Origin of the sequence: Sphingomonas sp. Leaf28 (assembly GCF_001421685.1) — a bacterium.
GTDB lineage: Bacteria > Pseudomonadota > Alphaproteobacteria > Sphingomonadales > Sphingomonadaceae > Sphingomonas > Sphingomonas aurantiaca.
In genome coordinates this window covers 121,105-144,309 of record NZ_LMKX01000008.1, presented here as the reverse complement: position 1 = coordinate 144,309, position 23,205 = coordinate 121,105, and the positions used below count along the sequence as shown (strand labels likewise).

13 protein-coding genes are annotated in these 23,205 nt (G+C 68.3%); all 13 read right to left on the bottom strand.

Features of this window, described 5'->3' with window-relative positions; all coding sequences use genetic code 11:
• Positions 1 to 12: 12 nt before the first annotated feature.
• Positions 13 to 2,058, bottom strand: a complete 2,046-nt coding sequence (kdpB, locus tag ASE79_RS11095) for a potassium-transporting ATPase subunit KdpB (RefSeq protein ID WP_056416213.1) — start codon at positions 2,056 to 2,058, stop codon at positions 13 to 15.
• A 14-nt stretch (positions 2,059 to 2,072) separates the two neighbouring features.
• Positions 2,073 to 3,776 carry a potassium-transporting ATPase subunit KdpA gene (gene kdpA / locus ASE79_RS11090; RefSeq protein WP_056416210.1) on the bottom strand — a complete coding sequence of 568 codons (1,704 nt, stop codon included), beginning with the start codon at positions 3,774 to 3,776 and terminating at the stop codon, positions 2,073 to 2,075.
• Between the two features lie 12 nt (positions 3,777 to 3,788).
• Positions 3,789 to 3,878 carry a K(+)-transporting ATPase subunit F gene (gene kdpF, locus ASE79_RS11085; protein ID WP_056416206.1) on the bottom strand — a complete coding sequence of 30 codons (90 nt, stop codon included), beginning with the start codon at positions 3,876 to 3,878 and terminating at the stop codon, positions 3,789 to 3,791.
• Between the two features lie 105 nt (positions 3,879 to 3,983).
• Complete coding sequence (locus ASE79_RS11080; RefSeq protein WP_056416203.1) at positions 3,984 to 4,832, bottom strand: TorF family putative porin; 849 nt, start codon at positions 4,830 to 4,832, stop codon at positions 3,984 to 3,986.
• A gap of 128 nt (positions 4,833 to 4,960) precedes the next feature.
• Positions 4,961 to 6,088, bottom strand: coding sequence for a Na+/H+ antiporter NhaA (gene nhaA, locus ASE79_RS11075; RefSeq protein ID WP_235516881.1), 1,128 nt, complete (start codon positions 6,086 to 6,088; stop codon positions 4,961 to 4,963).
• On the bottom strand, positions 6,085 to 7,479 hold the full coding sequence (locus tag ASE79_RS11070; protein WP_082445292.1) for an FAD/NAD(P)-binding protein: 1,395 nt from the start codon (positions 7,477 to 7,479) through the stop codon (positions 6,085 to 6,087). Before ASE79_RS11070 ends, nhaA begins: the two co-directional genes overlap by 4 nt.
• A gap of 220 nt (positions 7,480 to 7,699) precedes the next feature.
• A complete protein-coding gene (locus ASE79_RS11065) occupies positions 7,700 to 9,694 on the bottom strand; it encodes an alpha-L-fucosidase (protein WP_056416199.1) in 1,995 nt (664 codons plus the stop codon).
• On the bottom strand, positions 9,691 to 12,003 hold the full coding sequence (locus ASE79_RS11060; RefSeq protein WP_056416196.1) for a GH92 family glycosyl hydrolase: 2,313 nt from the start codon (positions 12,001 to 12,003) through the stop codon (positions 9,691 to 9,693). Before ASE79_RS11060 ends, ASE79_RS11065 begins: the two co-directional genes overlap by 4 nt.
• Positions 12,000 to 13,433: a glycoside hydrolase family 125 protein gene (locus tag ASE79_RS11055; protein WP_056416193.1), complete on the bottom strand. Its 1,434-nt coding sequence runs from the start codon at positions 13,431 to 13,433 to the stop codon at positions 12,000 to 12,002. Before ASE79_RS11055 ends, ASE79_RS11060 begins: the two co-directional genes overlap by 4 nt.
• A complete protein-coding gene (locus ASE79_RS11050; protein WP_056416188.1) occupies positions 13,430 to 15,964 on the bottom strand; it encodes a glycoside hydrolase family 3 C-terminal domain-containing protein in 2,535 nt (844 codons plus the stop codon). The genes ASE79_RS11055 and ASE79_RS11050 overlap by 4 nt, the downstream gene beginning before the upstream one ends.
• Positions 15,965 to 16,107: 143 nt before the next feature.
• Positions 16,108 to 18,720 carry a beta-mannosidase gene (locus tag ASE79_RS11045; RefSeq protein ID WP_056416185.1) on the bottom strand — a complete coding sequence of 871 codons (2,613 nt, stop codon included), beginning with the start codon at positions 18,718 to 18,720 and terminating at the stop codon, positions 16,108 to 16,110.
• Complete coding sequence (locus tag ASE79_RS11040) at positions 18,720 to 21,008, bottom strand: beta-N-acetylhexosaminidase (protein ID WP_056416182.1); 2,289 nt, start codon at positions 21,006 to 21,008, stop codon at positions 18,720 to 18,722. The genes ASE79_RS11045 and ASE79_RS11040 overlap by 1 nt, the downstream gene beginning before the upstream one ends.
• Positions 21,005 to 23,179 (bottom strand): glycoside hydrolase family 2 protein, encoded by a 2,175-nt coding sequence (locus ASE79_RS11035; RefSeq protein WP_082445256.1) that lies wholly within the window; start codon positions 23,177 to 23,179, stop codon positions 21,005 to 21,007. Before ASE79_RS11035 ends, ASE79_RS11040 begins: the two co-directional genes overlap by 4 nt.
• Positions 23,180 to 23,205 lie beyond the last annotated feature (26 nt).

Genomic DNA, 23,205 nt, shown 5'->3' with positions numbered 1-23,205 from the left:
GGGAGAACAAATTCACGCTAAGCCCAGCGCACCGACGAGCATGTCGATGAGCTTGATCCCGACGAACGGCGCGATCAGGCCGCCGAGACCGTAGACCGCGAGATTGCGCGCGAGCAGCGGGCCCGCCGCCATCGGCTTGTACGCGACACCCCTGAGTGCGAGCGGCACCAGCATCGGGATGATGATCGCGTTGAAGATGATCGCCGACAGGATCGCGCTTTCGGGCGAGCCCAGCCGCATCACGTTGAGCACGCCGAGCCCGGGATAGAGCGCGACGAACATCGCCGGGATGATCGCGAAATACTTCGCGACGTCGTTCGCCACCGAGAAGGTCGTCAGCGCGCCGCGGGTCATCAGCAGCTGTTTGCCGAGACCCACGATCTCGATCAGCTTGGTCGGATCGCTGTCGAGGTCGACCATGTTGCCCGCCTCGCGCGCGGCCTGCGTGCCGGTGTTCATCGCCACGCCGACATCCGCCTGCGCCAGCGCGGGCGCATCGTTGGTGCCGTCGCCGCACATCGCGACCAGCCGCCCGCCCTGCTGTTCCTTGCGGATCAGCGCGAGCTTGTCCTCAGGGGTAGCCTGCGCGAGGAAATCGTCGACGCCGGCCTCCGCCGCGATCGCCGCCGCGGTCAGCGGGTTGTCGCCGGTGATCATCACCGTGCGGATACCCATCGTGCGCAGCTCGCCGAAGCGTTCGCGGATGCCCGCCTTGACGACGTCCTTCAGGAAGATCGCGCCGAGCAGCCGGCCGTCCATCGCCACCGCCAGCGGCGTGCCGCCGGCGCGCGCGATCTCGTCGGTGATCCGGCGCAGCTCGGTCGCAGCCGCGGTCGCCCCTGCCCCCGGATTGGCCTTCAGGATCGAATCGACCGCACCCTTCTGGATCAGTGCGCCGTTCACCTTCACGCCCGAGATGCGGGTCTGCGCGGTGAAGGGAATGACTTCCGCATCATCCGGCAAAGCCGTCGTCGTCACGCCGAACTTGTCGCGGGCGAGGACGACGATCGATCGGCCTTCCGGCGTCTCGTCGGCAAGGCTCGCGAGCAACGCCGCCTCGGCCAGTTCCTCGTCGCGCGTGCCGCCGACGCTGCGGAACTCGCTCGCCTGGCGGTCGCCGATCGTGATCGTGCCGGTCTTGTCGAGCAGCAGCACGTCGATATCGCCCGCCGCCTCGACCGCGCGACCCGACTTGGCCAGCACGTTGAAGCGCACCAGCCGGTCCATGCCGGCGATGCCGATCGCCGACAGCAACGCGGCGATCGTCGTCGGGATCAGCGTGATCAGCAGCGCGGCGAGGATCGCGACGGGCACGCGGCCGCCCGCATAGCTCGCAAAACCCGGGATCGTGCCGACCGCGATCAGGAAGATGATCGTCAGCCCGACGAGCAGCAGCGTGAGCGCGATCTCGTTCGGCGTCTTCTGCCGCTCGGCGCCCTCGACCAGCGCGATCATCCGGTCGAGAAAGCCCTCGCCCGGATTGGCGGTGACCTTCACGCGGATCTCGTCGGAGATGACTCGCGTGCCCGCCGTCACCGCGGACCGATCGCCGCCTGCCTCGCGGATCACCGGCGCGCTCTCGCCGGTGATCGCGGCCTCGTTGACCGAGGCGACGCCCCAGACGACTTCGCCGTCCGCGGGGATCAGGTCGCCCCCCCCAGCGCCACCGGCACTGACGAGGACGATATCGCCCGCACGCAGCGCGCTGGCGGGGACGGACTCGACCTGGTCGCCCTTCATGCGACGCGCGGTCAGCTCCGCCTTGGTCGCGCGGAGCGACGCGGCCTGCGCCTTGCCGCGGCCCTCGGCGAGCGCCTCGGCAAAGGTGCCGAACAGCACCGTCAGCCACAGCCAGATGACGAGTTGGATCTTGAAGCCGATCGAGAGCCCGTCGCCGCCGACATTGACGAGGATCGTCAACAGCGTGGCGACGACGGCGGTGACGAACATCACCGGGTTGCGGATCAACTGCCGCGGATCGAGTTTCCGGAAAGCGTCGCCGATCGCCGGGATGATCAAGTCGGCCGTGAACAGCGACTTGGTAGGGGTGCGTGCCATTTTGGCTTGTCCCGTCAGAAGGTTTTGCCGCTGATCATCGCGAGATGATCGGCGATGGGACCGAGCGCGAGGCTCGGCAGGAAGGTCAGGCCGCCGACGATCAGGATGATCCCGACCAGCAGGCCGATCCACAGCGCCCCCGTCGTCGGGAACGAGCCTGCGCTTTCGGGCGTGTACTTCTTCGCGGCGAGCGACCCTGCGATGGCGAGCATCGGCACGATGATGAAGAAGCGGCCGAGCCACATCGCGACGCCGAGCAGGCCGTTGTAGAACGGCGTGTTGGCGGTCAGCCCGGCAAAGGCCGACCCGTTGTTACCGACCGCGCTGGTATAGGCGTACAGGATCTCGGTGAACCCGTGCGGCCCCTTGTTCAGCGGCCCCGCCAGCCCGTCGGGCAGCACCGCGCTGAGCGCCGTGAAGCCGAGGATGACGAGCGGCAGGATCGCGATCGCGAGCACCGCGAGCTTCACCTCCCGCGCCTCGATCTTCTTGCCGACATATTCGGGCGTGCGACCGACCATCAGCCCGGCGACGAACACCGCGAGGATGGCGAACAGCAGGAAGCCGTAGATGCCCGCACCGACGCCGCCGATCACGACTTCGCCGAGCTGCATGTTGAGCAGCGGGATCATCCCGCCAAGCGCGGTGAAGCTGTCGTGCATCGAATTGACCGCGCCGCACGAGGCCGCGGTGGTGACGACCGAGAACAGGGCGGACGCGGCGATCCCGAAGCGGACCTCCTTGCCTTCCATGTTGCCGCCTGCGACGCCGATACCGTGCAGGATCGGGTTGCCCGCGGCTTCCTGCGCATAGGTGATGGTGACGCCGGCGAGGAACAGCACGAGCATCGCCGAGAGGATCGCCCAGCCCTGTTTGGTGTTGCCGACCGCCTTGCCGAACGTCCAGGTCAGCCCGAAGCCGATGACGAAGATCGACAGCATCTGCACCAGGTTGGTGAGCGCGGTCGGGTTCTCGAACGGATGCGCCGAGTTCGCGTTGAAGAAGCCGCCACCATTGGTGCCGAGCATCTTGATCGCTTCCTGGCTCGCCACCGGGCCAAGCGTCAGCGTCTGCTTGAGGCCCTCGAGGGTGGTGATGTCGACCGTGCCGGCCAGCGTCTGCGGCACGCCGCTGGCGATGTAGAACAGCGTCACGACGATGCAGATCGGCACTAGCAGGTAGAGCGTGACGCGCGTCACGTCGGCCCAGAAATTGCCGATCGTCGCACTGGAGCGCCTGGCGAACCCGCGGAACAGCGCGAAGGCCAGCGCGATGCCGGTCGCCGCCGACAGGAAATTGTGGATCGTCAGGCCGAACATTTGGGCAAAGTTCGACATCGTCGATTCGCCCGCATAGCTCTGCCAGTTAGTGTTCGCGGTGAAACTGATCGCGGTGTTGAACGCGAGATGCGGGCTGAGCCCGGCGAGCCCCTGCGGATTGCCCGGCAGCACGCCCTGCAGCCGCAGCACCGCATAGGTCAGCGCCATCAGCACCGCGTTGAACGCGATCATGTGCAGCGCATAGCGGCGCCAGCCCTGCTCCTGTTTCGGGTCGATCCCGCTAAGCCTGTAGAAGCCGGTCTCGACGGGGCCGAGAATGACGTGGAACGGCGTGCGGCGGCCTTCGTACAGCGCGAACAGCCACAGCCCGACGGGCTTGGTCAACGCCAGCAGGATGCCGACGAAGCCCAGGATGAGGATCCATCCTTCGAATGTCATGCGGACGCGCTCCTAAAAGCGTTCGGGACGGATCAGCACCGCCACGAGATAGAAAAGCAGCCCGACCGCGACGATCGCGGCGAGCCAGAGGTCGAGGGTCATGGCTGCGTCCTCACGCGTGGTCGCACAGCCGGACATAGGCGAGCGTTGCCGCCACCAGTCCGAGCATGAACGCTATCCAGAGTAGATCCTGCATCGATCGATCCTTCAGAAGGCGGCGGTGAGCGAGGCGACGATCGTGCCGTCGGCGATCGATCCGGTGCCGTCCTGCCCGCGCGAGAAGCTCGGCTGGAGATAGGCGGCACGGCGACGCGTGATGTCGGTGTCGACATAGCTGACGTTGAGAGTCAGGGTCTTGTACGTCGCGTCCGCCCCCAGCGACCAATCCCAATAGTCGCCGGTCGGCGCCGCGCTGGTGGCGTTGGGGCCTAGGCCGTCATTGCCCCAGCTATGGCCGATATGCGCCTTGGCGGTCAGCGGCGTGCCGGCAATCGCAAACGCGCCGTCGCCGGTGAGGTAGAGGTTGTCCTGCTTGTCGCCCGCATCGGTATAGATGCCCGCCGCGGCATCGGCGCCGGTGCGGTACCATTTGCCGAGTGCCTGCTGCCTGGGCGCATAGAAGGCGCTCGCGGTCAGCGTCGCCGGGCCGGTCGTGCCGCTGAGCTTCACATAGGGTTCGGCATAGTCGGTCTTCGACGCGCCGCCCGGATACATGTACCAGGTCAGCCCGACGTCGAGCGTCGCGTTGTCGGCCAGCTTGTGCTTGTAGCCGCCGATCAGGTCGAGCTCCATGTTCGAGCCGCCGAACGTCCCCCAGCCCGCCAGGTTCGAGCCCCAGGCGCCGACATAGAAGCCGCTGTCGTGCGCGATCGTCAGGCCACCCTGGATCGCGCCGTCCTTGTCCGACTGCGACACGCCGCGCAGGCGATAGTCGGTCGCGAGCGTGACCGAACCGCTGACGGTCACGGGCGAAGGCGGGGCGGTGTCCTGCGCGAAGGCGGGCGTGGCGAGACCGGTCAACAAACCGGCGGCGGCGACGAAACGAAGACTGTGCATTGCTATCCCCATGCGCGGGCGGCCGAAAGACTGGCGCACCGCGAGGACTGGCAATTAGGCCTTGGCGACGTAGCAATTCGAGATCGATTGCCCGCGTCCCGCGTATGTTTCGCGTAGTATTGTCGGAATTATCGCGCGCTGCGACGCAGGAGTGTCCACCCCGCGATACCCGACAGGATCGACCCCGCGAACACACCGATCTTCACCGAATCCATAGCGTGCGGCGCGCCGGCGAACGCCAGCCCGCCGATGAACAGGCTCATCGTGAAGCCGATCCCGCACAGCACCGCCATGCCGTAGACCTGTGCCCAGCTCGCCCCCTTCGGCGCCGCGGCGAGCCCGACCGTGACCAGTCCACGGATCGTCGCGAAGATGCCGATCTGCTTGCCGAGGAACAGCCCGAGCATGATCCCGACCGGCAGCGGCGCGATCACGTCCGCCGCCGCCATCCCGCCGAACGCGATGCCCGCATTGGCGAACCCGAACGCCGGCACGATTAGGAAGCTCGACCAGGGCTGGAGCGCATGCTCGAGACGCTTCAGCGGCGGCTGGCCACCGCCCGTCCGCAGCGGGATCGTCAGCGCGACCGCGACGCCCGCCAACGTCGCATGCACGCCCGACAGCAGAACACCGTACCAGATACCGATGCCGATCAGCAGATACGGCAGCAGCGACCGCACCCCCGACAGGTTCAGGATGACGAGCACGCCGAGCCCTGCACCCGCCGCGAGCAACGGCAGCAGCGCGATATGGCCGGTATAGAACAGCGCGATGACGAGGATCGCGAGCAGGTCGTCGATCACCGCGATCGCGGTCAGCAACACCTTGAGCGAGGTCGGCACGCGCGACCCGAGCAAGGCCAGTATGCCGAGCGCAAACGCGATGTCGGTCGCCGCCGGGATCGCCCAGCCGCGCAGATTGGCGGGCGTGCCCATGTTGACGAGCAGATAGAGGCACGCCGGCACGATCATGCCCGCAAGCGCGGCCGTACCGGGCAGGATGCGCTCCCCCCAGGTCGAGAGATGCCCCGAGACGAACTCGCTTTTCACCTCCAGACCGATCAGCAGGAAGAACAGCGCCATCGCGCCGTCGTTGATCCAGTGCTCGACGCTCATCCCGGCGACCGCGTGGTGCAGCGTCGCGACATAGGTCGGCGCGAGCGGCGAGTTGGCGACGATCAGCGCGGCGATCGTTGCGCCGAGCAGCACGATCGCCCCCGCCGCATCGCCCGCGAAGAAACGCCGGATCGCGGTCAAAGCCCTTCGCCACCGACCCATTGCGCGTTCGACAGGCGGCGCGCGAGATCCCAGCTCTGGACCCGGATGTCGGGGACCGCGACGACCTCCCACAGCCCGCCGCGGGTCATCGGCCCGATGCAGTGGATGCGGTCGTCGGGCGTGCCGTCGGCCCGGATCGCGCGCGATTGCGCATCGACGTCGACGCCGAGGCGCAACGGATCGGGCCGGATCGCCCCCGCCGCAAGCAGATGCTTCACGAGCGGCTCCTCGGAGCGCAGCAGATCGCCCTGCGGCCCGGTGCAGTTGACGATCCGCGCGGCGCGCGTGACGACCGGATCGGTCTCACCGCGTGGTCGCCAGCGCAGCGTGGCGTGGGTTCCGTCCGCTTCGGCGGACACGATCTTGCCCGCTGCCACCGTCAGCCGCCCGGACTCGACGAGCGCTTCGACCCGCTCGGCGACGCGCGGTGCGAGGCGATGGCGGTGGACATCCCAATAGGGCCGCAGATGCCGGAGGAAGCGTCCGCGCACCTCCTGCGACGCGGCCGCCCACAGCATCTGCGTGACCGGCCGAAGCTCGTCCACCGCGCACCGCCAGCCTTCGACCGCGGCCCTTGCACGGACGTGACGGACGAGATCGGTCAGCCCGCCCTGCGGCTTGTCCGCGACACCGCGATGCGCGGGCGCGCCGTCGACGTGGCGGCGCGGCGACAGACCGCGCCGCGAGGTGGCCAGGATATGGCCCTCGAAACCCTGCGCATCGAGCAGCAACGCCGCATCGATCGCGGTCAGCCCGGTGCCGACCAGCACGACGGTGTCGTCCGCGCCAAGCCCTTCGGCGAGATCGGCCGCCCACGGATCCGCGCAATACACCCCCGCCGGCAACGCGTCGGGCTGCAGACCCGGCGGCGTATGCGGCGGCAAATTGCCGAGCGCGAGCACCGCGGTGTCGGCGGCGATGGTCCGCCCGTCCGCCATCGTCAGTTTGACGCCGTCCCCTGTCACCGGATCGATCGCGCAGACCTCGCCCTCGACATGGACCAGCCGTCCGTCCGAGTCCGCGATCGCCGCATCGAGCAGTTCGCGCAGATATGCGCCATAGGTGGTGCGCGGGACGAAGGTGGTGCGGTCGCCCTTGCCATGCGCCTCCAGCCAGCGGACGAAGTGACCGGGATCGTCGGGCAGCGCGCTCATATTGCCCGCGCGGACGTTGAGCAGGTGATCGGGATGCGCCGCGCTGTACGCGACGCCGCGCGCGAGCTGCCGGTCGCGTCGCTCGATCAGCGTCACGCGCGGGCCCTCGTGCCGCATCAGGTTGACCGCGAACAGCGCGCCGGAGAACCCGCCCCCGACGACGACGACATGATCCTCGGGGCCCGCAATCCGCGGCATCGTCGCTCGGTCGTCCATCTGTTCGCTCACCCCTTCTGTCGGGGCACGCCATGCCCGATCCGGCGCGGCGAGCCCAGCCCATGGCGCCAAGAACTCAGTCCCCCCCCTCCGTCATCCTGACGAAAGTCAGGATCCAGAGCCATGAGCGCGCCGTCCGTTACTCTGGATCCTGACTTTCGTCAGGATGACGGGAGAGAATAGGCGAACGCGGTCTCAGCCATCCCCAAGACGGGACAGTCTACGGCCGGAACGCCCCGATTCCGGCGATCGCCATCTTCGGCTGCGCGGTCGCGACGCTCGTGAAGCCCAGCATCAGATACCGCGCCTGACGTGCCTTCGCGAAGGTGATGCGCTGCGTCGCGCGGGCATAGGCGATGTTGCCGAACTCCCCCTCGCCCGCGGGCGTCCAGGTCTTGCCGTCCTCGCTCGTCTCGACACGGTAGCGCCCCGGCGGGCCCGCATCGGGCAACGCCTGACGCGTCGGCGTCAGGCTGAACCCTGCGACCTGCTCCGCCTTCCCCATGTCGATAATCAGCATGATCACGCTCGTGGGCGTCGGCGCAGGCGTCGTCCAGACGGTCGCGAGATCGTCGTCGAGCACCGCCTCCGCACCGGGCAAGGCAGGCTTGAGCGCGCCCGCCAGCGATGTCTCCCCCGCGAAGTCCGGCTTGCCCGATTTCATCGCCAGCGTGTGCTGCGTCGCCCCCGCAATCGTCCACCCGGTCTTGGCGATGATCTTGTTCCCCGTCGCCTGCGACGCCGCGACCGCGACCGGCGCGACGCTCAGGAACAGCGACAGCTCGGTGATCGCGGGGCACGCCGGCGCCTCGACGATCCGCAACCGCACGCGGCGCGCGGTGACGGGCGCGGGCAGCCGGACGATCCGCTGCGCGCCGATGCACTCGTGCACCGCGACCTCGCGCCACGCGCCTTTCGCGTCCGCCACATCGATCGCGAACTTCGTCACGCGCACGCCGAGCGCCAGCGCCTCGCGGATCCGGATCAGATCGAACCGGCGCCCCGGCGGCAGGTCGAGCACCAGCGACGGCGTTTTCACCGCATCCGGCGTGCTCCAATAGGTGTCGGGATTGCCGTCGAGCACATTGGCAGCCGCGAACCGGGGCCCGCGAACCGCCGAGGCGGTCGCCACCGCGCCCTTGGTCAGATCGGTCGCGAAGCTCGCGCGCAACGCATCGCCGAACGATTTGAGCGACGCCAGATCGGGCTCGGCGATCAGCCCGCGGCGATCGGGCGGCAGGTTCAGCATCATGTTGGTGCCGCGCCCGACCGACTCGTCATGGAACTGCATCAGCCGCTGCGGCGACTTCACCTGCAGATCCTCGTCGGCATGATAGAACCAGCCGGGCCGGATCGACGTGTTGGTCTCCGCCGGCCACCAGAGCGGCGCACCGCGCACGCCCGAATTGCCCTCGGTCTGGACATAAGGATGGTTCGGCATCGTCGGCCAGCACGGATCGCCCGCATGCCCGTCCTCGTTCCCGACCCAGCGGATATCGGCGCCGAGCGGATCGAACGTGCACGCCATCGGCTGGAGCTTGTGCACCAGCGCGATGATCGACGGCCAGTTATAATATTTCGGCGCATCGATCTTCCGCGCCTCGCGCGCGCCGCCATAATAGCCGTCGCCACCGTTCGCGCCATCGAACCAGACCTCGAACAACTCACCATAATTGGTGCAAAGATCGGTCAACTGCGCGCGGAAATACTCGACATAGGCGGGCGTGCCGTAATCGGCGCGGTTGCGATCCCAAGGCGACAGGTACAGCCCGTACGAGAGCCCGCCCCGCCGGCACGCGTCGCCGAGTTCGCGGACGATATCGCCCTTGCCGCCCTTGTACGGGCTGTTGCGGATGCAATGCTCGGTGAGCCTGGTCGGCCAGAGGCAGAAGCCGTCATGATGCTTGGCGGTGAGGACGAGGCCGGTCAGCCCCGCGCTTTTCGCCGCGGCGACGATCTGGTCAGGATCGAACGCGGTCGGATCGAACAGCTTGGGGTCCTCGTCGCCATAGCCCCATTCCTTGTCGGTCCAGGTGTTCAGCGTGAAGTGGACGAAGCCGTAACGCTCGCGCTTGTGCCAGGCGAGCTGACGCACGCTAGGCGTCGCACCCCACGGAGCGGGCGCACCGACGGGAGCGGCGGCATTCGCACGACCAGCGGCAGCGGTGGCTAGCGTACCGGCGATCAACGCGCGGCGATTGAGATCCAAGGTCATCGCGAAACTCCGGTTGTTGCTGGCGGCCGATCCGCGGGCGCGCGGCCAAAATCACGGTTGGGCGTCGCGCCCATCTCGAACACGAGCCGTCCGCCGCGGACGATATCGGCATGCGCGACCCAGCTCTTCGTCCACGGACGGCCGTTCCACGTCACCGACTGGACATAAGGCCGGTCGGGACCATTGCCGCGCGCCTCGACGACCAGCGTCTTGCCCGCACCGACGCGCATCTCCGCCCGATCGAACAGCGGACCGCCCAGCACATAGTTCGCACTCACCGGATCGACCGGATACAGCCCGAGCGCGCTCAGCACGAACCACGCGCTCATCTGCCCGCAATCGTCGTTGCCGATAATGCCGTCGGGATCGTCCTTGTACATCTCGGTCAGCAGCCGGCGGACCATCGCCTGCGTCTTCCAGACAGTACCGCAATAGGCGTACAGATAGGCGACGTGGTGGCTCGGCTCGTTGCCATGCGCATACTGCCCGACCAGCCCGGAGATGTCGGGCGGCGCATCCTTGGGCAGCGTCGACGGCGCGTTGAACAGGCCGTCGAGCTTCGCCTCGAACTTGGCATCGCCGCCCATCGCCGCGATCAGGCCATAGACGTCGTGCTGGTTGAGGAACGTCGCCTGCCAGCCATTGCTCTCGGTATAATCGCGCCACTTGCTCGAATGGCCGAGCGCGATCGGATCATAGGGCGTCGTCCAGGTCCCGTCCGCGAGCTTGGGCCGCGCGAACCCGATCGACGCATCGAACACGTTGCGCCAGTTGCCGCTCCGCTTGCGCAACCGCGCCGCCTCGGCAGTCGCGCCCGCCGCATCGGCCAGATGCGCCGACGCGTAATCGTCATACGCATATTCGAGCGTGCGCGAGACCGACTCGAACACCGTGTCGGCGGGGATGTAGCCCATCGTGTCGTACGGCTTGATCCCCAGGCTGTTGTCGAGATTGGGCATCGCGAAATCGAACGACCGGCGGCGCACGTTCGGCCACGCTGCGGCATAGTTCGCCGGCACGCCCTTCGCACGCGCCTCGGCCATCACCGACACCGAATGCCAGCCGATCATGCAGCCCGTCTCGACGCCTTGGAGCGGCCAGACCGGCGGGCCGTAAGGGCTCTGCTGCGTCTGGCGGATCAGGTCGCCGACGAGCTCCGCGGTGCGCTGCGGCTCGATCAGCGTGAGCAAAGGATGCAGCGCGCGATACGTGTCCCACATCGAGTAGCTGCTGTACGCACGGTCCTTCCCCGTGACGCTGTGCACCCGCCGATCAAGCCCGACATAGCGCCCGTCGACATCGGAGAAGAGCGTCGGAGCGAGCTGTGCATGGTACAGCGCGCTCGCCATGATCGTGCGCTGCGCAGCCGTGCCTCCCTCGACACGGACCGCAGCGAGCGCGGGCGCCCAGCTCTTGGTCGCATCGGCACGGTAGCGATCGAAATCCCAATGCCGCGCTTCGGCGGCAAGGTTCGCGCGCGCGCCGGGGACGTCCACCGCGGAGATGCCGGTGCGGATCACGATCGGCGCGGCGCCCGCGTCGTCATAATGCAGCACCGCCTTGACGCGCTTGCCCGCGACGCCCTTCGCGCCCGCTGGCTGCGGGGCATCGCCATCGCCGTAGAACACGATCCGGTCGGGCTGGCGCGACAGCTGCATCGCGAAGTGGATCCGCCGCCCCTTCGCCCAGCGGAATACGCGGCGGCTGCCGGTCAGCATCCCGGTCGCGTCGAGGTTGAGCGAGGCATCATCGATCAGCACGCCGTGATCCCATTTGTCGAGGATCAGGTGCGACAGGTCGACCAGGATGTGCCCCGCCCCCGCCGGGAAGACGTGGCGCTGGATGCCGGTCCGCTCGGTCGCGGTCAGCTCCGCACGCACGCCCGATTCAAGCGTCACACGGTAATAGCCGGGCTCGGCATGCTCGGCGGTGAAGCGCTGGCGATACCCCGCATCCGGATCGGCGAGCGTTCCCGGCACCAGCTGCACCTTCCCGCGCGTCGGCACCACCAGCACGTCGAGCATGTCGCCGATCCCGGTGCCCGACAGATGCGTGTGGCTGAAGCCCATGATCGACGTGTCGGTGCGGTGATAGCCCGAGCACGCATCCCAACGCTCGACATCGGTATCGGGGCTGAGCTGCACCATCCCGAACGGCACCGTCGCGCCCGGATAGGTGTGGCCATGCCCGCCCGTGCCGACGAACAGGTCAGGTGCGGTCGTCTTGGCGGACGTGGCGGCGAACGTCGCGCGCGCGGTCAGCGCGAGCGCGCCGCTTCCGGCGAGCAGCATACGGCGGGAGATGGTCATGCGCGGACTCCGAGAAGTGCGGGGCGTTTGGCGGCGATGTCGACGATCAGCTCGCCGAACAGCCCGTTCGCCCAGGCGAACCACGACCGCGTGAACTTCGCGCCGTCGTCCTGGTTGAAGGATTCATGCATGAACCCGGTGCCGCCATGCGTGGTCTTGAGCGCAGCGAGGCTGCGCGCGACGGTCGCATCGTCGCCCGTCTCGAGCGCGTTCAGGCCGTGCATCACGATCGCCATCGGCCAGATCTCGCGCAAGCCGGTATGCGGACTCCCGATCCCGTCCGCCGCCGTGCCGCTGAAGAAATACGCGTTGTCCTTGCTCCACGCGCGCGCGGCGGTGCGCCGCCAGAGCGGGTCGTCGGGCTTCACCGCGCCGAGATAGGCCAGCCCCGACAGGCTCGGCACATTGGCGTCGTCCATGAAGATCGCGTTGCCATAGCCGTCCGTCTCGTACGCCCAGACCGGCTGGCCGTCCGCACCTTTGGTCATCCCATGCAGCCGCAACGCCGCCTCGACCTCGTCCGCCAGCCCGCTCGCATCGGCGGCCAGCGCCGTGTCGTGCCGCACGCGCGTCGCCAGTTCCGCGACCTGACGCAGCGCGCGCACCGCGAAGATGTTGGACGGGATCAGGAACGGCAGCACGCACGCATCGTCCGACGGGCGGAACCCGCAATGGATCAGCCCGACCGGCCGCGACGGCGGGCCATAGCCGTCGAGCGGCATGCTCTCGCCGACGATCGGCGACGACCGGCGAAAGCGATACGGCCCCGGCCCGTCCTTGCGCTGCTGTTCGCGAAACGTCCGGATCGACGCGCGCGCGCCGTCCGCCCACAGCGCGTCGAACGGCACGGTGTCGCCGGTCGCCTGCCAATAGGCGTGCGCGATCCACATCGGGTAGCAGAGCGAATCTATCTCCCACTTCCGCTCGCCCACGCCCGGCTTCATCACCGTGTCGTCGGTCAGCGACCAGCTCAGATTGGTCTTCGCCGACGGGTCGTGCATGAACGCGTTGGCATAGGGATCGATCAGGATGCACCGCGCCTGTCGCGCGATCAGCCCGCGGAACAGGGTGCGCAGCGCCGGATCGCGCTTCGCCAGCGGCAGATACGGATGCACCTGCGCCGAGCTGTCGCGCAGCCACATGCAGTCGATGTCACCGGTGATGACAAACGCATCGGGCTTGCCGTCGACCGCGCCCATGAACACCGTCGTGTCGAGCGTGTTCGGGTAGCAGTTGCCGAACATCCAGGCGAGTTCGGGATCGCCGATCTTCGCCGTGACGCGCGCGATCTCCGCTTCGACCGCGCGGCTGGTGTAGCGGCGATCGCCGAGCTTCGGGCGCTTGCTGACGAACGACGGCGCGGCGGATCGCAGCGGTCCCGAGAGGCCGAGTGCCGCGGCGCCCGCGATGAGCATGCGACGATCGATCATTTCGGCAAATCCTTGGTTCCCGTCACGGTGAAGACGGTATCGACACCCGGCCCGTCACCGGGCTGGCCGCCACCGATATGCAGCCGGTATTCGCCCGGCACGACGCGGCGATTGCCCGCCGCATCGACGCTGCTCATCCCCCGCGGATCAATCGTGAATGCCACGCGCGCCGTCTGCCCGGGCTTCACTGTCTCGCGCCTGAACCCGACGAGCTGGCGTTGCAGCACCGGATCGTTGAAGCGCGGCTTCACCGCCGGTTCGGGCGGCACCAGATACGCCTGCACCACTTCGTCGCCGCCAGCCTTGCCCGTGTTTTTCACCGGGACCTCGACCGTAAAGCTCTCACCCGCCGCGATAGTGCTGCGCAGCAATTTGGGTGCAGCATAGGCGAACTGCGTATAGCTCAGCCCGTGGCCGAAGCCCCAGAGCGGCGTGCCCGTGAAGTAGCGATAGGTCCGCTCGCGCATGTTGTAATCGATGAACGCGGGCAGATCGCGCGTCTTCGCGTAGAAGGTCAGCGGCAGGCGCCCGCCCGGATTGTTCGCACCCGTCAGCGTCTCGGCGATCGCCTGACCGCCCGCCTGGCCCGGATACCAGCCGACCAGAATCGCATCGGCATGCGCCTTCGCCCAGGTGAGCGCGACCGCGCTGCCCGTCATCAGCACGACGACGAGCGGCTTGCCGGTCGCCTTGGCGGCTTCGAGCAACTTCACCTGCGCGGCGGGCAGCCCGATATCGGTCCGGTCGCCGCCCGAGAAGCCCGCCACCTCGATCTGCAACGCCTCGCCCTCGACCGCGGGCGACAGCCCGACGAACGCGACGATCGCATCGGCCTCCTTCGCCGCGGCGGTCGCCTCGGCGATCTGCGCCTCGGCAGGCGCGGTCCAGGTCAGCCGCAACCCCTGATCCTCACCGCTATGCGCCAGCTTGACGCGGATCGAATGCGCGCCCGCGGCCAGCGTCACCGGCGCCTCGACAGCCTTGCCGCTGCCATCGTCGTCCGCGACCAGCTTGTCGTCGATCCACAGGCGCGCCGGATCATGCCCCTTGCAGTCGAAGCAGCGCGGCACGTCGAGCCGGAACACATAGTCGCCCGCCGCCGGTGCGGTGACACTGCCCGTCCAGCGCACCGAGAACGCCGCCGGATCGATCCCCGGCGCGGGCGCGGTGCGATCCCAGTCGAAATCGATCAGCCGGTCGGCGCGGACCACCGGCGTCCCCGCGAAATCGCTCCCCCGGAAATACTCAGCCCGCAGCGACAGCGCGGTATCGGGCACCGGCACCGGCACCCCCTCCGCGATGCTCGATCCTTGCGAATAGTGGACACCGCCAAACGCCGTCCGCAGCGCGGCGAGCGGCGTGACGGGGGCCGCGGCGGTGCCATGATAATTCGCCTCCAGCACATCGACGCTGTCGGCATTCGGCCCGATCACCGCGATCCTTGCCGAGGGTTTGAGCGGCAGCACGCCATTGTTCTGGACCAGCACCATCGCCTTGCGCGCCGCCTCCAGCGCCAGCGCGCGGTGCGCGGGCGTATCGAACTCGGTCGGCTTGATCTTGTCCCAAGGGCTCGTCGCGCCGAACGCGCCACCCAGCATCCGCCGCACTGCAAACGTCCGCGTCAGGCTCGTGTCGAGCGTCGCCTCGGGCACCAGCCCGCGCCGCACCGCATCGCCGAGCGCCGCGTAGGTCTTGCCGCAGTTGAAATCCATCCCCGCGGCGATCGCCGCCGCTGACCCGCTCGCGGAATCGGGCCGGTAATAATGGTAATTGGCGATATTCCCGACCGCGTCGCAGTCGGACACGATCAACCCCTTGAAGCCCCATTGGTTGCGCAGCGTTTCGGTCAGCAAAGGCGCCGACGCGCACACGGGAACCCCGTGGATCGCATTATACGCGCACATCGTCGACAGCGCCCTGCCCTCGGTCAGCGCCATCCGGAACGCCGGCAGATACGTCGCCTCGCGGTCGTGCGGCGAGATATCGACATCGAACCCGTCGCGCCCCGCCTCGGGACCGCTATGCGCGGCGAGATGCTTCGGCGTGGCGATGACCTTCGGGTGCGCCAGATCCGGCCCCTGCAACCCGCCGATAAACGCGACGCCCAAGCGCCCCGTCAGGTACGGATCCTCGCCATAGGTCTCCTGCCCGCGGCCCCAGCGCGGATCGCGGAAGATATTGATGTTGGGCGACCAGATCGTCAGCCCCTGATAGCGTTCGCGGTCACCCGCCGGCAGCGCGTTGGACTTCGCGCGCGCCTCGGTCGACACGACGTCGCCGACGCGCCTGAGCAGCGCCTCGTCCCAGGTCGCGGCAAGGCCGATCGCCTGCGGAAACACCGTCGCCACGCCGTTGCGCGCGAGCCCGTGCAGCCCCTCGTTCCAGTAATCATAGGCGGGCAGCTTTAGCCGCGGGATCGCCGGCGCGACACTCTGCAACTGCGCCGCCTTCTCGTCGAGCGTCATGCCCCGCACCGCCGGATCGACCGTCTGCGCGAGCGCGGACGAGGCGAGCAGCAGGCCGGGAACCAAAGCAAGCCGTGCAAGCTTGGACGAGAGGCAACCTCTCCCCCCATCCGTCATCCTGGGCTCGACCCAGGATCCAGAGCCACGGGCGGCACGGTTCGTGGCTCTGGATCCCAGCTTTCGCGGGGATGGCGAGGTGGTGATGAGCCTCACGACTTCACCGCCGCGATGCCCGCCAGTGTGCGGACCGTCAGCGCGCGCCGCAGCGCTGCCTCGGACTCCTTGGACGCTACAGTCACGGTAATGCTCTCCCCCGGCAACAGATCGAACGCGTTATCCGACGGCGTCGCCTCGAGCTTGCCGAAATCGAGCCACACCGCGCGCGCCAGCTTGCTCGCGGTCAGCGTCAGCCGATCGCCCGCCCATGTCGCGGTCAGCCCCGGATCGGGCAGCGTCATCGTCTTGGGCGCCGCCGACACGAGCGCGCGCGAGGTCACGCGGCCCTCCACCAGCAACTCCGCCACCGCGATCGTCCGCGCCGGATCCCCGCCCGCGAACAGCGCCGCATCGGGCAAGGTAGCGACCGCCGTTGCGGACAAGGGCGCCAACGTCGCCGGCGTCTCGGTCGTCGCGAGACCCTTCCCGTCGACGTCGAGCGTCCGCACGCGCCACACCGCCGCGGTCGGCACCGTCGCGTCGGAAATCAGGCTGATCTTGGTCGCGCCATCCTTATGCTCGGCAGCAATCGCGAGCGGCGCATAGAAATGCCGCGCGCGAAATTGCAGCGCCTTCCAGCGGCCGTAATAATCGATGCTCGCCCACGACGCGCCCGGCCAGACGTCGTTGATCTGCCAGAACAGCGACCCCATCGTCACCGGTCGGCACGCCCGGTGATGCAGCGCGGCGAGTTCGATCCCCTCGGCCTGCATCATTTGGCTGAGATACACGAACTCGGCGAAGTCGCGCGGCTCGCGGTATTTCTCGCGGATGTAGAACAGCAGCCGATCGTTGCCCTCGCCTTTCAGGAATTTCTGGTGCGCCTTCATGACGGGCGAGGTCGGCGAGAAGTCCGCATTGGTCGCAAAGCGCCGGATCGTCTTCATCTCGGGCATCGACTGCAGGCCATATTCGGACATGAAGCGCGGGCAGCTGTCGAGATACGCCTCGACGGGTTTCTTGCCGCCCCACACATCCCAGTAATGCCGGTCGCCATCGCCATCGATGTCGGGCTTGTCCTCGTAATTGCTGCTCGGCGAGCCCGGCCAATACACCGCATCGGGATCGCGACGTTCGGCGGCATCGCGCAGCACGCGGTCGAAGATCACCGCCATGCCGACGCCGATCCGCTCCTGCTCGTCCGCGCCGACCGCCTTCTTGTACGCGATCCGGTCGGACCAGTTCGCCCAGCCGCTCAGCACTTCGTTGTTGCCCGCCCACAGCACGATCGACGGATGCGCCTGGAGCCGGTCGACCTGTTCCTCCGCCTCGATCCGCACGGTCTCGCGGAAGTCGCGATCGGGGGGCGTCACCGCGCCGCCGAACATGAAGTCCTGCCACACCATCAACCCCATCTGGTCGGCGATGTCGTAGAACGCGTCGTCGAGATAATAGCCGCCGCCCCATACGCGGATCATGTTCATGTTGGCGTCGCGCGCGCCGGCCATGACGGTGCGGATCTGGCTTTCGGGAACGCGCGCCGGGAACATGTCGAACGGGATCAGGTTCGCGCCCTTGGCGAATACGGGGATGCCGTTGACGACGAACGCGAACCCGCGGCCCTGTGCGTCCTTCTCGCGGCGCAGTTCGACGGTGCGCAGCCCGGTGCGGCGTTGGGCGGAATCGATCGTCGCGCTACCGTCGGTCAGCGTCGCCTTCACGGTGTACAGCGGCTGCGCGCCATAGCCCGCGGGGAACCAGCGCTGCGGGTTGGCGATGCTCACCGGCACCGCGACATGGCTTGCGCCCGCCGCGACGGTGACGGTCCGCGCCGCCTGCGTCACCCGACCATCGGGCCCGGTCACCGCGACCTGCACCGTGACCGGACGCTCCGCGCCCGCGACCACGTCGAGTTCGGCCGACAGCCGCGCCTCGGCCTTGGTCAGCGCTTCCTGCGTCACGCGAAACGCCTCGATCCGCGCGTCGTCCCACGCCTCGATCCGCGCGGGCCGCCAGATGCCCTGCGTGACGATCCGCGGGCCCCAGTCCCAGCCATATTGGTATTTGGGTTTACGGATATAGGGCGAGGTCTGCTTGCCCATCGGCTCGTCGCCGAACATCGAATCATATTCGCCGGGCAGCGGATTGGCGGTCTTGAGCACCATCGGCTGCAACGTGCGGATCGGCGAGCGGAAGGTGACGAGCAGGTCGTTCGCACCGGGCTTGAGCACCGCCTTGACCGGCACGCGCCAGCGCCGGTGCGCATTGTCCGCGGCGAGCAGCTTCGTGCCGTTCAGCCGCACCTCGGCAAAGGTATCAAGCCCGTCGAACACCAGGTCGACATGATCGCGCGCGAGTTGGTCGGACGTCATCTTCAAGGTGGTGCGATACTGCCAGTCGGTCAGCCCGACCCATTGGATCTTCGCCTCGTTCAGCCCCTTATACGGATCGGGCACGATCTTCGCCGCCATCAGATCGGTCTGCGCGCTGCCCGGCACGGTCGCGCGGAGCCAGCGCGCCGCCCTGGGATGCGCCTTCGCGGCCGCGGTATCGGCCGGATCGATCCGCATCGACCAGCCGCTGTCGAGGACGACGCTGGTCCGCGGTGCCGCCCAGGCCGGGGTCGCAGCGACCGCGGCGAGCAACAAAAGAGCCGTGCGCCGCATCACTTCTTCTCCAACAACTGCATCGATTCGACCGCGTAGAACGGCGACTCCATCGACGCCGTGAACGTCAGGCAGATATCCGCATCGCCCTTCCCCTGCGGCAACGTGCCGCGGAAGGTCATGCGGTTGGGGCTGGTCGCGGGGTCCGGCAGCGGGAACGTCCCCGCGATCGTGCCGTCGCAGCCGCCGGTGCGCACCACGAGCTCGCCATACGTCGTCACCGCATAGTGCCGCCGCAGCGCCTTCTCGTCATGCGCCAGCCCGTAATGCCGCGGCAGCCGCGCGACATCGACGGTGAACCCGCGCGCCACGTCGAGCGGCGCGGCCGGGTACATCGTGCACGTGTCGAAGATGTTGACGTTGAACACCGGCGTGTTCGCGGTCGCCTCCGACGTCAGCGGCACGCGCAGCCCGATCGCGCCATCGGGGCAGGCGACCAGCTCCGAACTCGACCGACGCAGCAACGCGGCACGGCTCGTCTCGAACAGCCGCGGTTCCGCGGTCGGACGACCATCGGTGGTGAAGGCCGCGGCACGGATGGTCACGCCCGGCTTGACCGACAGCGGTGCGGCATACGCCTTCGACCGCGCCGTCGGCAGCTTGCCATCGAGCGTATAGCGGATCGTCCCATAGCCCGTCTGCGTCGCCAGCGTCACGGGCACCTTGCCGCGACGCAACGCATCGCCGCGCGTGCCGGCAATCGTGAAATCGACTGCGAACGCACTGTCCGCCGCCGCAATCCCGGCGCGCGCATAGCGCCCCATCTGCGGCTCGAGGCGCGAGACGAAATTGTCGAAGTCGCGCGTCGACCCCGGCGACCAGGTCCGCTCGGCGAGCGCCGACAGCCGCGGGAAGGTCGCATGCTCGAGCTGCTGCGGCGTCACCAGATATTCGCTGAACGCATTGATCTGCGCGCCGAGCACATGCTTCGCCTTGTCGGGCACAAGCCCCGCAGGCGCAGGCTCATACGCATAGAGCCGAGCCAGCGTCACGATCGCATCGCCGTTCGAGATACGGCCCGGCGGCTCGTCGCTCCGGTTGCTCTGCAGGCTGTCGAGATACAGGATCGGCGCAGGGCTCAGCACCACGTCATGCCCCTGGTTCGCGGCCTCGACGGCCCCCTTCTCGCCGCGCCAAGACATCACCGACGCCGATGGCGGCAGGCCACCCTCGAGGATCTCGTCCCAGCCGATCAGCCGGCGGCCGTGCTTCGCCAGATACTCGCCGAGCTGGTCGATCATCCAGCTCTGCATCTGCATCTCGGTCTTGAGGCCAAGCGCCTTCATCTTCGCCTGCACCGCGGGCGATCGCTCCCACTGGTCCTTGACCGCCTCGTCGCCGCCGAGATGGATGAACTGCGACGGGAACACCTCCATCAGCTCGTCGAGGACATGCTTGATGAAGGTCATGCTGCGATCCTCCGGGCTGAACAGCCACGGGTTCACGCCCCAGTCGTGGCCGACCGCGGGCCGATCGCCGAGCACGCCGACTTCGGCCGGATAGGACGCGACCGCCGCCTGCGCATGACCCGGTAGATCGATCTCGGGCACGATCGTAATCGCGCGATCCTTGGCATAGGCGACCAGCGCCTTCAGCTCGGCCTGCGTGTAGAATCCGCCGACCTTCTCGCCCGGCGCGCCGCCCGCCGACGGCGGTGTCCGCCACGCGCCGATCCGGGTCAGGTCGGGATAGCGCTTGATCTCGACGCGCCAGCCCTGATCGTCGGTCAGGTGGAGATGCAGCACGTTCATCTTCTGCGCGGCGAGCTGATCGACCATCGCGTACAGCGTCGGCATCGGCACGAAATGCCGCGCCGGATCGATCATCAGCCCGCGCCATTTGAAACGCGGCGCATCGCGGATCGTCATCGCCGCGAGCACGACCGGCTTGCCGACCGCCGCATCGGGGCTGAGCAGCTGCGCCAGCGTCATCGCGCCGTGGACGAGCCCCGCGTCACCACTCGCTGCGATCGTCACGCCCTTCGCGTCGACGCTCAGCACATAGGCCTCGTCGCCGGTCACGCTCGCGTCGCGCACGAACCGGATCGGGCCCGTGCCCGCGTCGCTAGCGAGCGAAAGCCCCCGCACGACCTTCACCTGCTGCGCGAGCAGCTTGGCCGCGGTCTTCGCGCCGGCATCGCCCGCGACGATCCCCGCGCCCTCGCCGATCGTCAGCGTGCCGGCCTTCGCCTCGATCGAGGCGGGCATCGGAATGAGCTTCGGCCCCTCGGCCACCGCCGCGGTCGAGGTCATCAGCAGCGCGAGCACCAGGGGGCGGAGACGGATCATGATGGGTCCTTCGGTAATTGCGCCGGGTCGGGCGGGAAGGCGGCGGAGCCTGCCTTGAATGGTTCATACTCACGGACGACGCCGCCTGCGCGCGCGCCCTCCGCGGTCAGGATATCGACCGTGATGGTGACGGGCGTGAGTCGGCCCGACCAGCTGGCGGACACCGTCGCGGTGCCCCCCGGCGCGATCACCGGCAGCGCCTGTTCGCCCTCGCCGAGCACCACGCGATCGCCGCCCATCGCGCGCCAGTGCAGCCGCGCACCGACCAGCGGATAGGAGGGCAACGCCCCCTTCGCGGCGCCCAGGACGGTGGCGGTGAAGCCGGTCGGCGTCTCGCCCGCCATCGTGAGATCGACCTTCGCGGAGACCGCACGGTTGGCCGCCTCCCACGCGAAATAGCTCGGGCGGCGCTGGCGGTCGGGATCGACCAGACCGTGATCGACATACCCGTCCGCAAGCCCCGCGAAGAGGTTCTTGTTCGAGCGATAATCCGCATAGCTCCAGAAGATCGCGCCGCCGACCCAGGGCCGCGTCGCGAACGCCGCGAGCTGATCCTTGAGATTGTCGGTGCGCGCTACGTCCGCGCTCGCGCTGTCCTTCGAGAACGGCCCCGGCCAGCCGAATTCGGAGATCACCAGCATCCGGTCCGGATACGCCTTGTCGAACGCATCGAGCCACGGGCCGACTTTGTCCGCGCCGCCGCTCCAGGTTCCGAAATAGGCGTTGGCCATCACGAAATCCGCCTCGACCAGCGCGGGCACGCGGACCGGACGCTCCGCGATCTGCGAGTCCGCCAACGTCACGAACCGGCCGGGATCGATCGCGTTGATATGCGCCTTCATCGCGTGCACGAACGCGAGCCCCTGCGGCGTCGCAGCCTCGCTCTCGTTCATCACGCTCCACGCGAGGACGCTCGGATGATTGCCGCTTTCGGCGATCATTTCGGCCATCATCGCCTTGGCGCGCACCAGCAGCCGCGGATCGCCCAGTTGCGCCGCGGTCATCTGCCAGATCGGGATTTCGGGGATCAGCAGCATGCCAGCGCGGTCGGCGGCATCGAACACGCTCTGCGGCTGCGGATAATGCACCGGCCGCGTCAGCGTGACGTGCAGCGCGGCCAGATCGCGCATGTCGTGCAGGATCGTCCCGCGCGTTTCGGCGGCCCCTTCCCACGGCGAATCCTCGTGCCGCGTGACGCCGGTCAGCCGCACCGCGACATCGTTGACGTAGAGCCGACGATCGCGGATCGCGAGCGTGCGCAGACCGACCGCGTCCTCGCGCCGGTCGAGCACCACGCCCTTCTCGTCGCGCAGCTCGGCGACGATCCGGTACAGCTTCCCCGCGCCGATCTGCCACCGCTGCGGCTTGGCGATGACCAGCTCGGCATCGGACGTCCCCGCCGACGACGCCGCAACCGTCAAACCCGCGAAGGCCCGCGCGACCATGCGGCCGTCCGGATCGATCGCGACCGTCGTCAGCGAATAATTATGCGGCGTGACGTCGACATTCTCGATTGCGATGCCACTCGTGACGGTCGCGCTGTCGGCCTTCAGGACCTGCCGGATCCGCTGGCGGCGGATCAGCCCGCGCTCGGCGATCCGCAGCGACACGTCGCGCGTGATCCCGCCGCTATGCCACCAGTCGTACCAGACGTTGCCGGAGCCCGCCAAGCGCATCGCATAGCCCGGGATCGTCGCGAACCCCGGCCGATCGTCGGCGGACACGACGATCCGGTTCGCGCCCGGCTTCAACACCTTCGAGACGTCGAGATCGAACGCGGTGTGCCCGCCCTCGTGGCTCCCGACGAGCGTCCCGTTCACCCACACCCGCGCGGCGTAGAACACCGCGTCGAAATGCAGTTCGAGGCGCTTGCCGATAATCGCCTCGGGCACGACGAGCGTCCGCGCATACCAGCCGACGCCCTCGGCCCCCGCCCCGCGGGTCAGTGGCCAGCTATGCGGGACGACGACGCTCTCGGCCCCCGCCGGGTTGGCCTTCAGCCAGGCCGGATCGGCGGGCGCATCCTTCGCCAGCCAGAAGCTCCACCCCGTATCGAGGTCGAGCTGCTCTGCGGTGGCGGGCACCGGCGCCAGCATCAGGACGGCCGAGGCGAACCCGGCACTCCCGTGCCAGATCCGCCGCAACCCTGCCCTGATACATCCCGATATCATGCGTGCCGTCGTACTTCCGTAGAGGA

Coding starts and splice junctions, on each gene's coding strand:
- kdpA (WP_056416210.1), bottom strand. CDS start 3,776: ATGACATTCGAAGGATGGATCCTCATCCTGGGCTTCGTCGGCATCCTG.
- ASE79_RS11080 (WP_056416203.1), bottom strand. CDS start 4,832: ATGCACAGTCTTCGTTTCGTCGCCGCCGCCGGTTTGTTGACCGGTCTC.
- ASE79_RS11070 (WP_082445292.1), bottom strand. CDS start 7,479: ATGGACGACCGAGCGACGATGCCGCGGATTGCGGGCCCCGAGGATCAT.
- ASE79_RS11055 (WP_056416193.1), bottom strand. CDS start 13,433: ATGATCGATCGTCGCATGCTCATCGCGGGCGCCGCGGCACTCGGCCTC.
- ASE79_RS11035 (WP_082445256.1), bottom strand. CDS start 23,179: ATGATATCGGGATGTATCAGGGCAGGGTTGCGGCGGATCTGGCACGGG.
- ASE79_RS11065 (WP_056416199.1), bottom strand. CDS start 9,694: ATGACCTTGGATCTCAATCGCCGCGCGTTGATCGCCGGTACGCTAGCC.
- kdpF (WP_056416206.1), bottom strand. CDS start 3,878: ATGACCCTCGACCTCTGGCTCGCCGCGATCGTCGCGGTCGGGCTGCTT.
- kdpB (WP_056416213.1), bottom strand. CDS start 2,058: ATGGCACGCACCCCTACCAAGTCGCTGTTCACGGCCGACTTGATCATC.
- ASE79_RS11040 (WP_056416182.1), bottom strand. CDS start 21,008: ATGATCCGTCTCCGCCCCCTGGTGCTCGCGCTGCTGATGACCTCGACC.
- ASE79_RS11045 (WP_056416185.1), bottom strand. CDS start 18,720: ATGCGGCGCACGGCTCTTTTGTTGCTCGCCGCGGTCGCTGCGACCCCG.
- ASE79_RS11060 (WP_056416196.1), bottom strand. CDS start 12,003: ATGACCATCTCCCGCCGTATGCTGCTCGCCGGAAGCGGCGCGCTCGCG.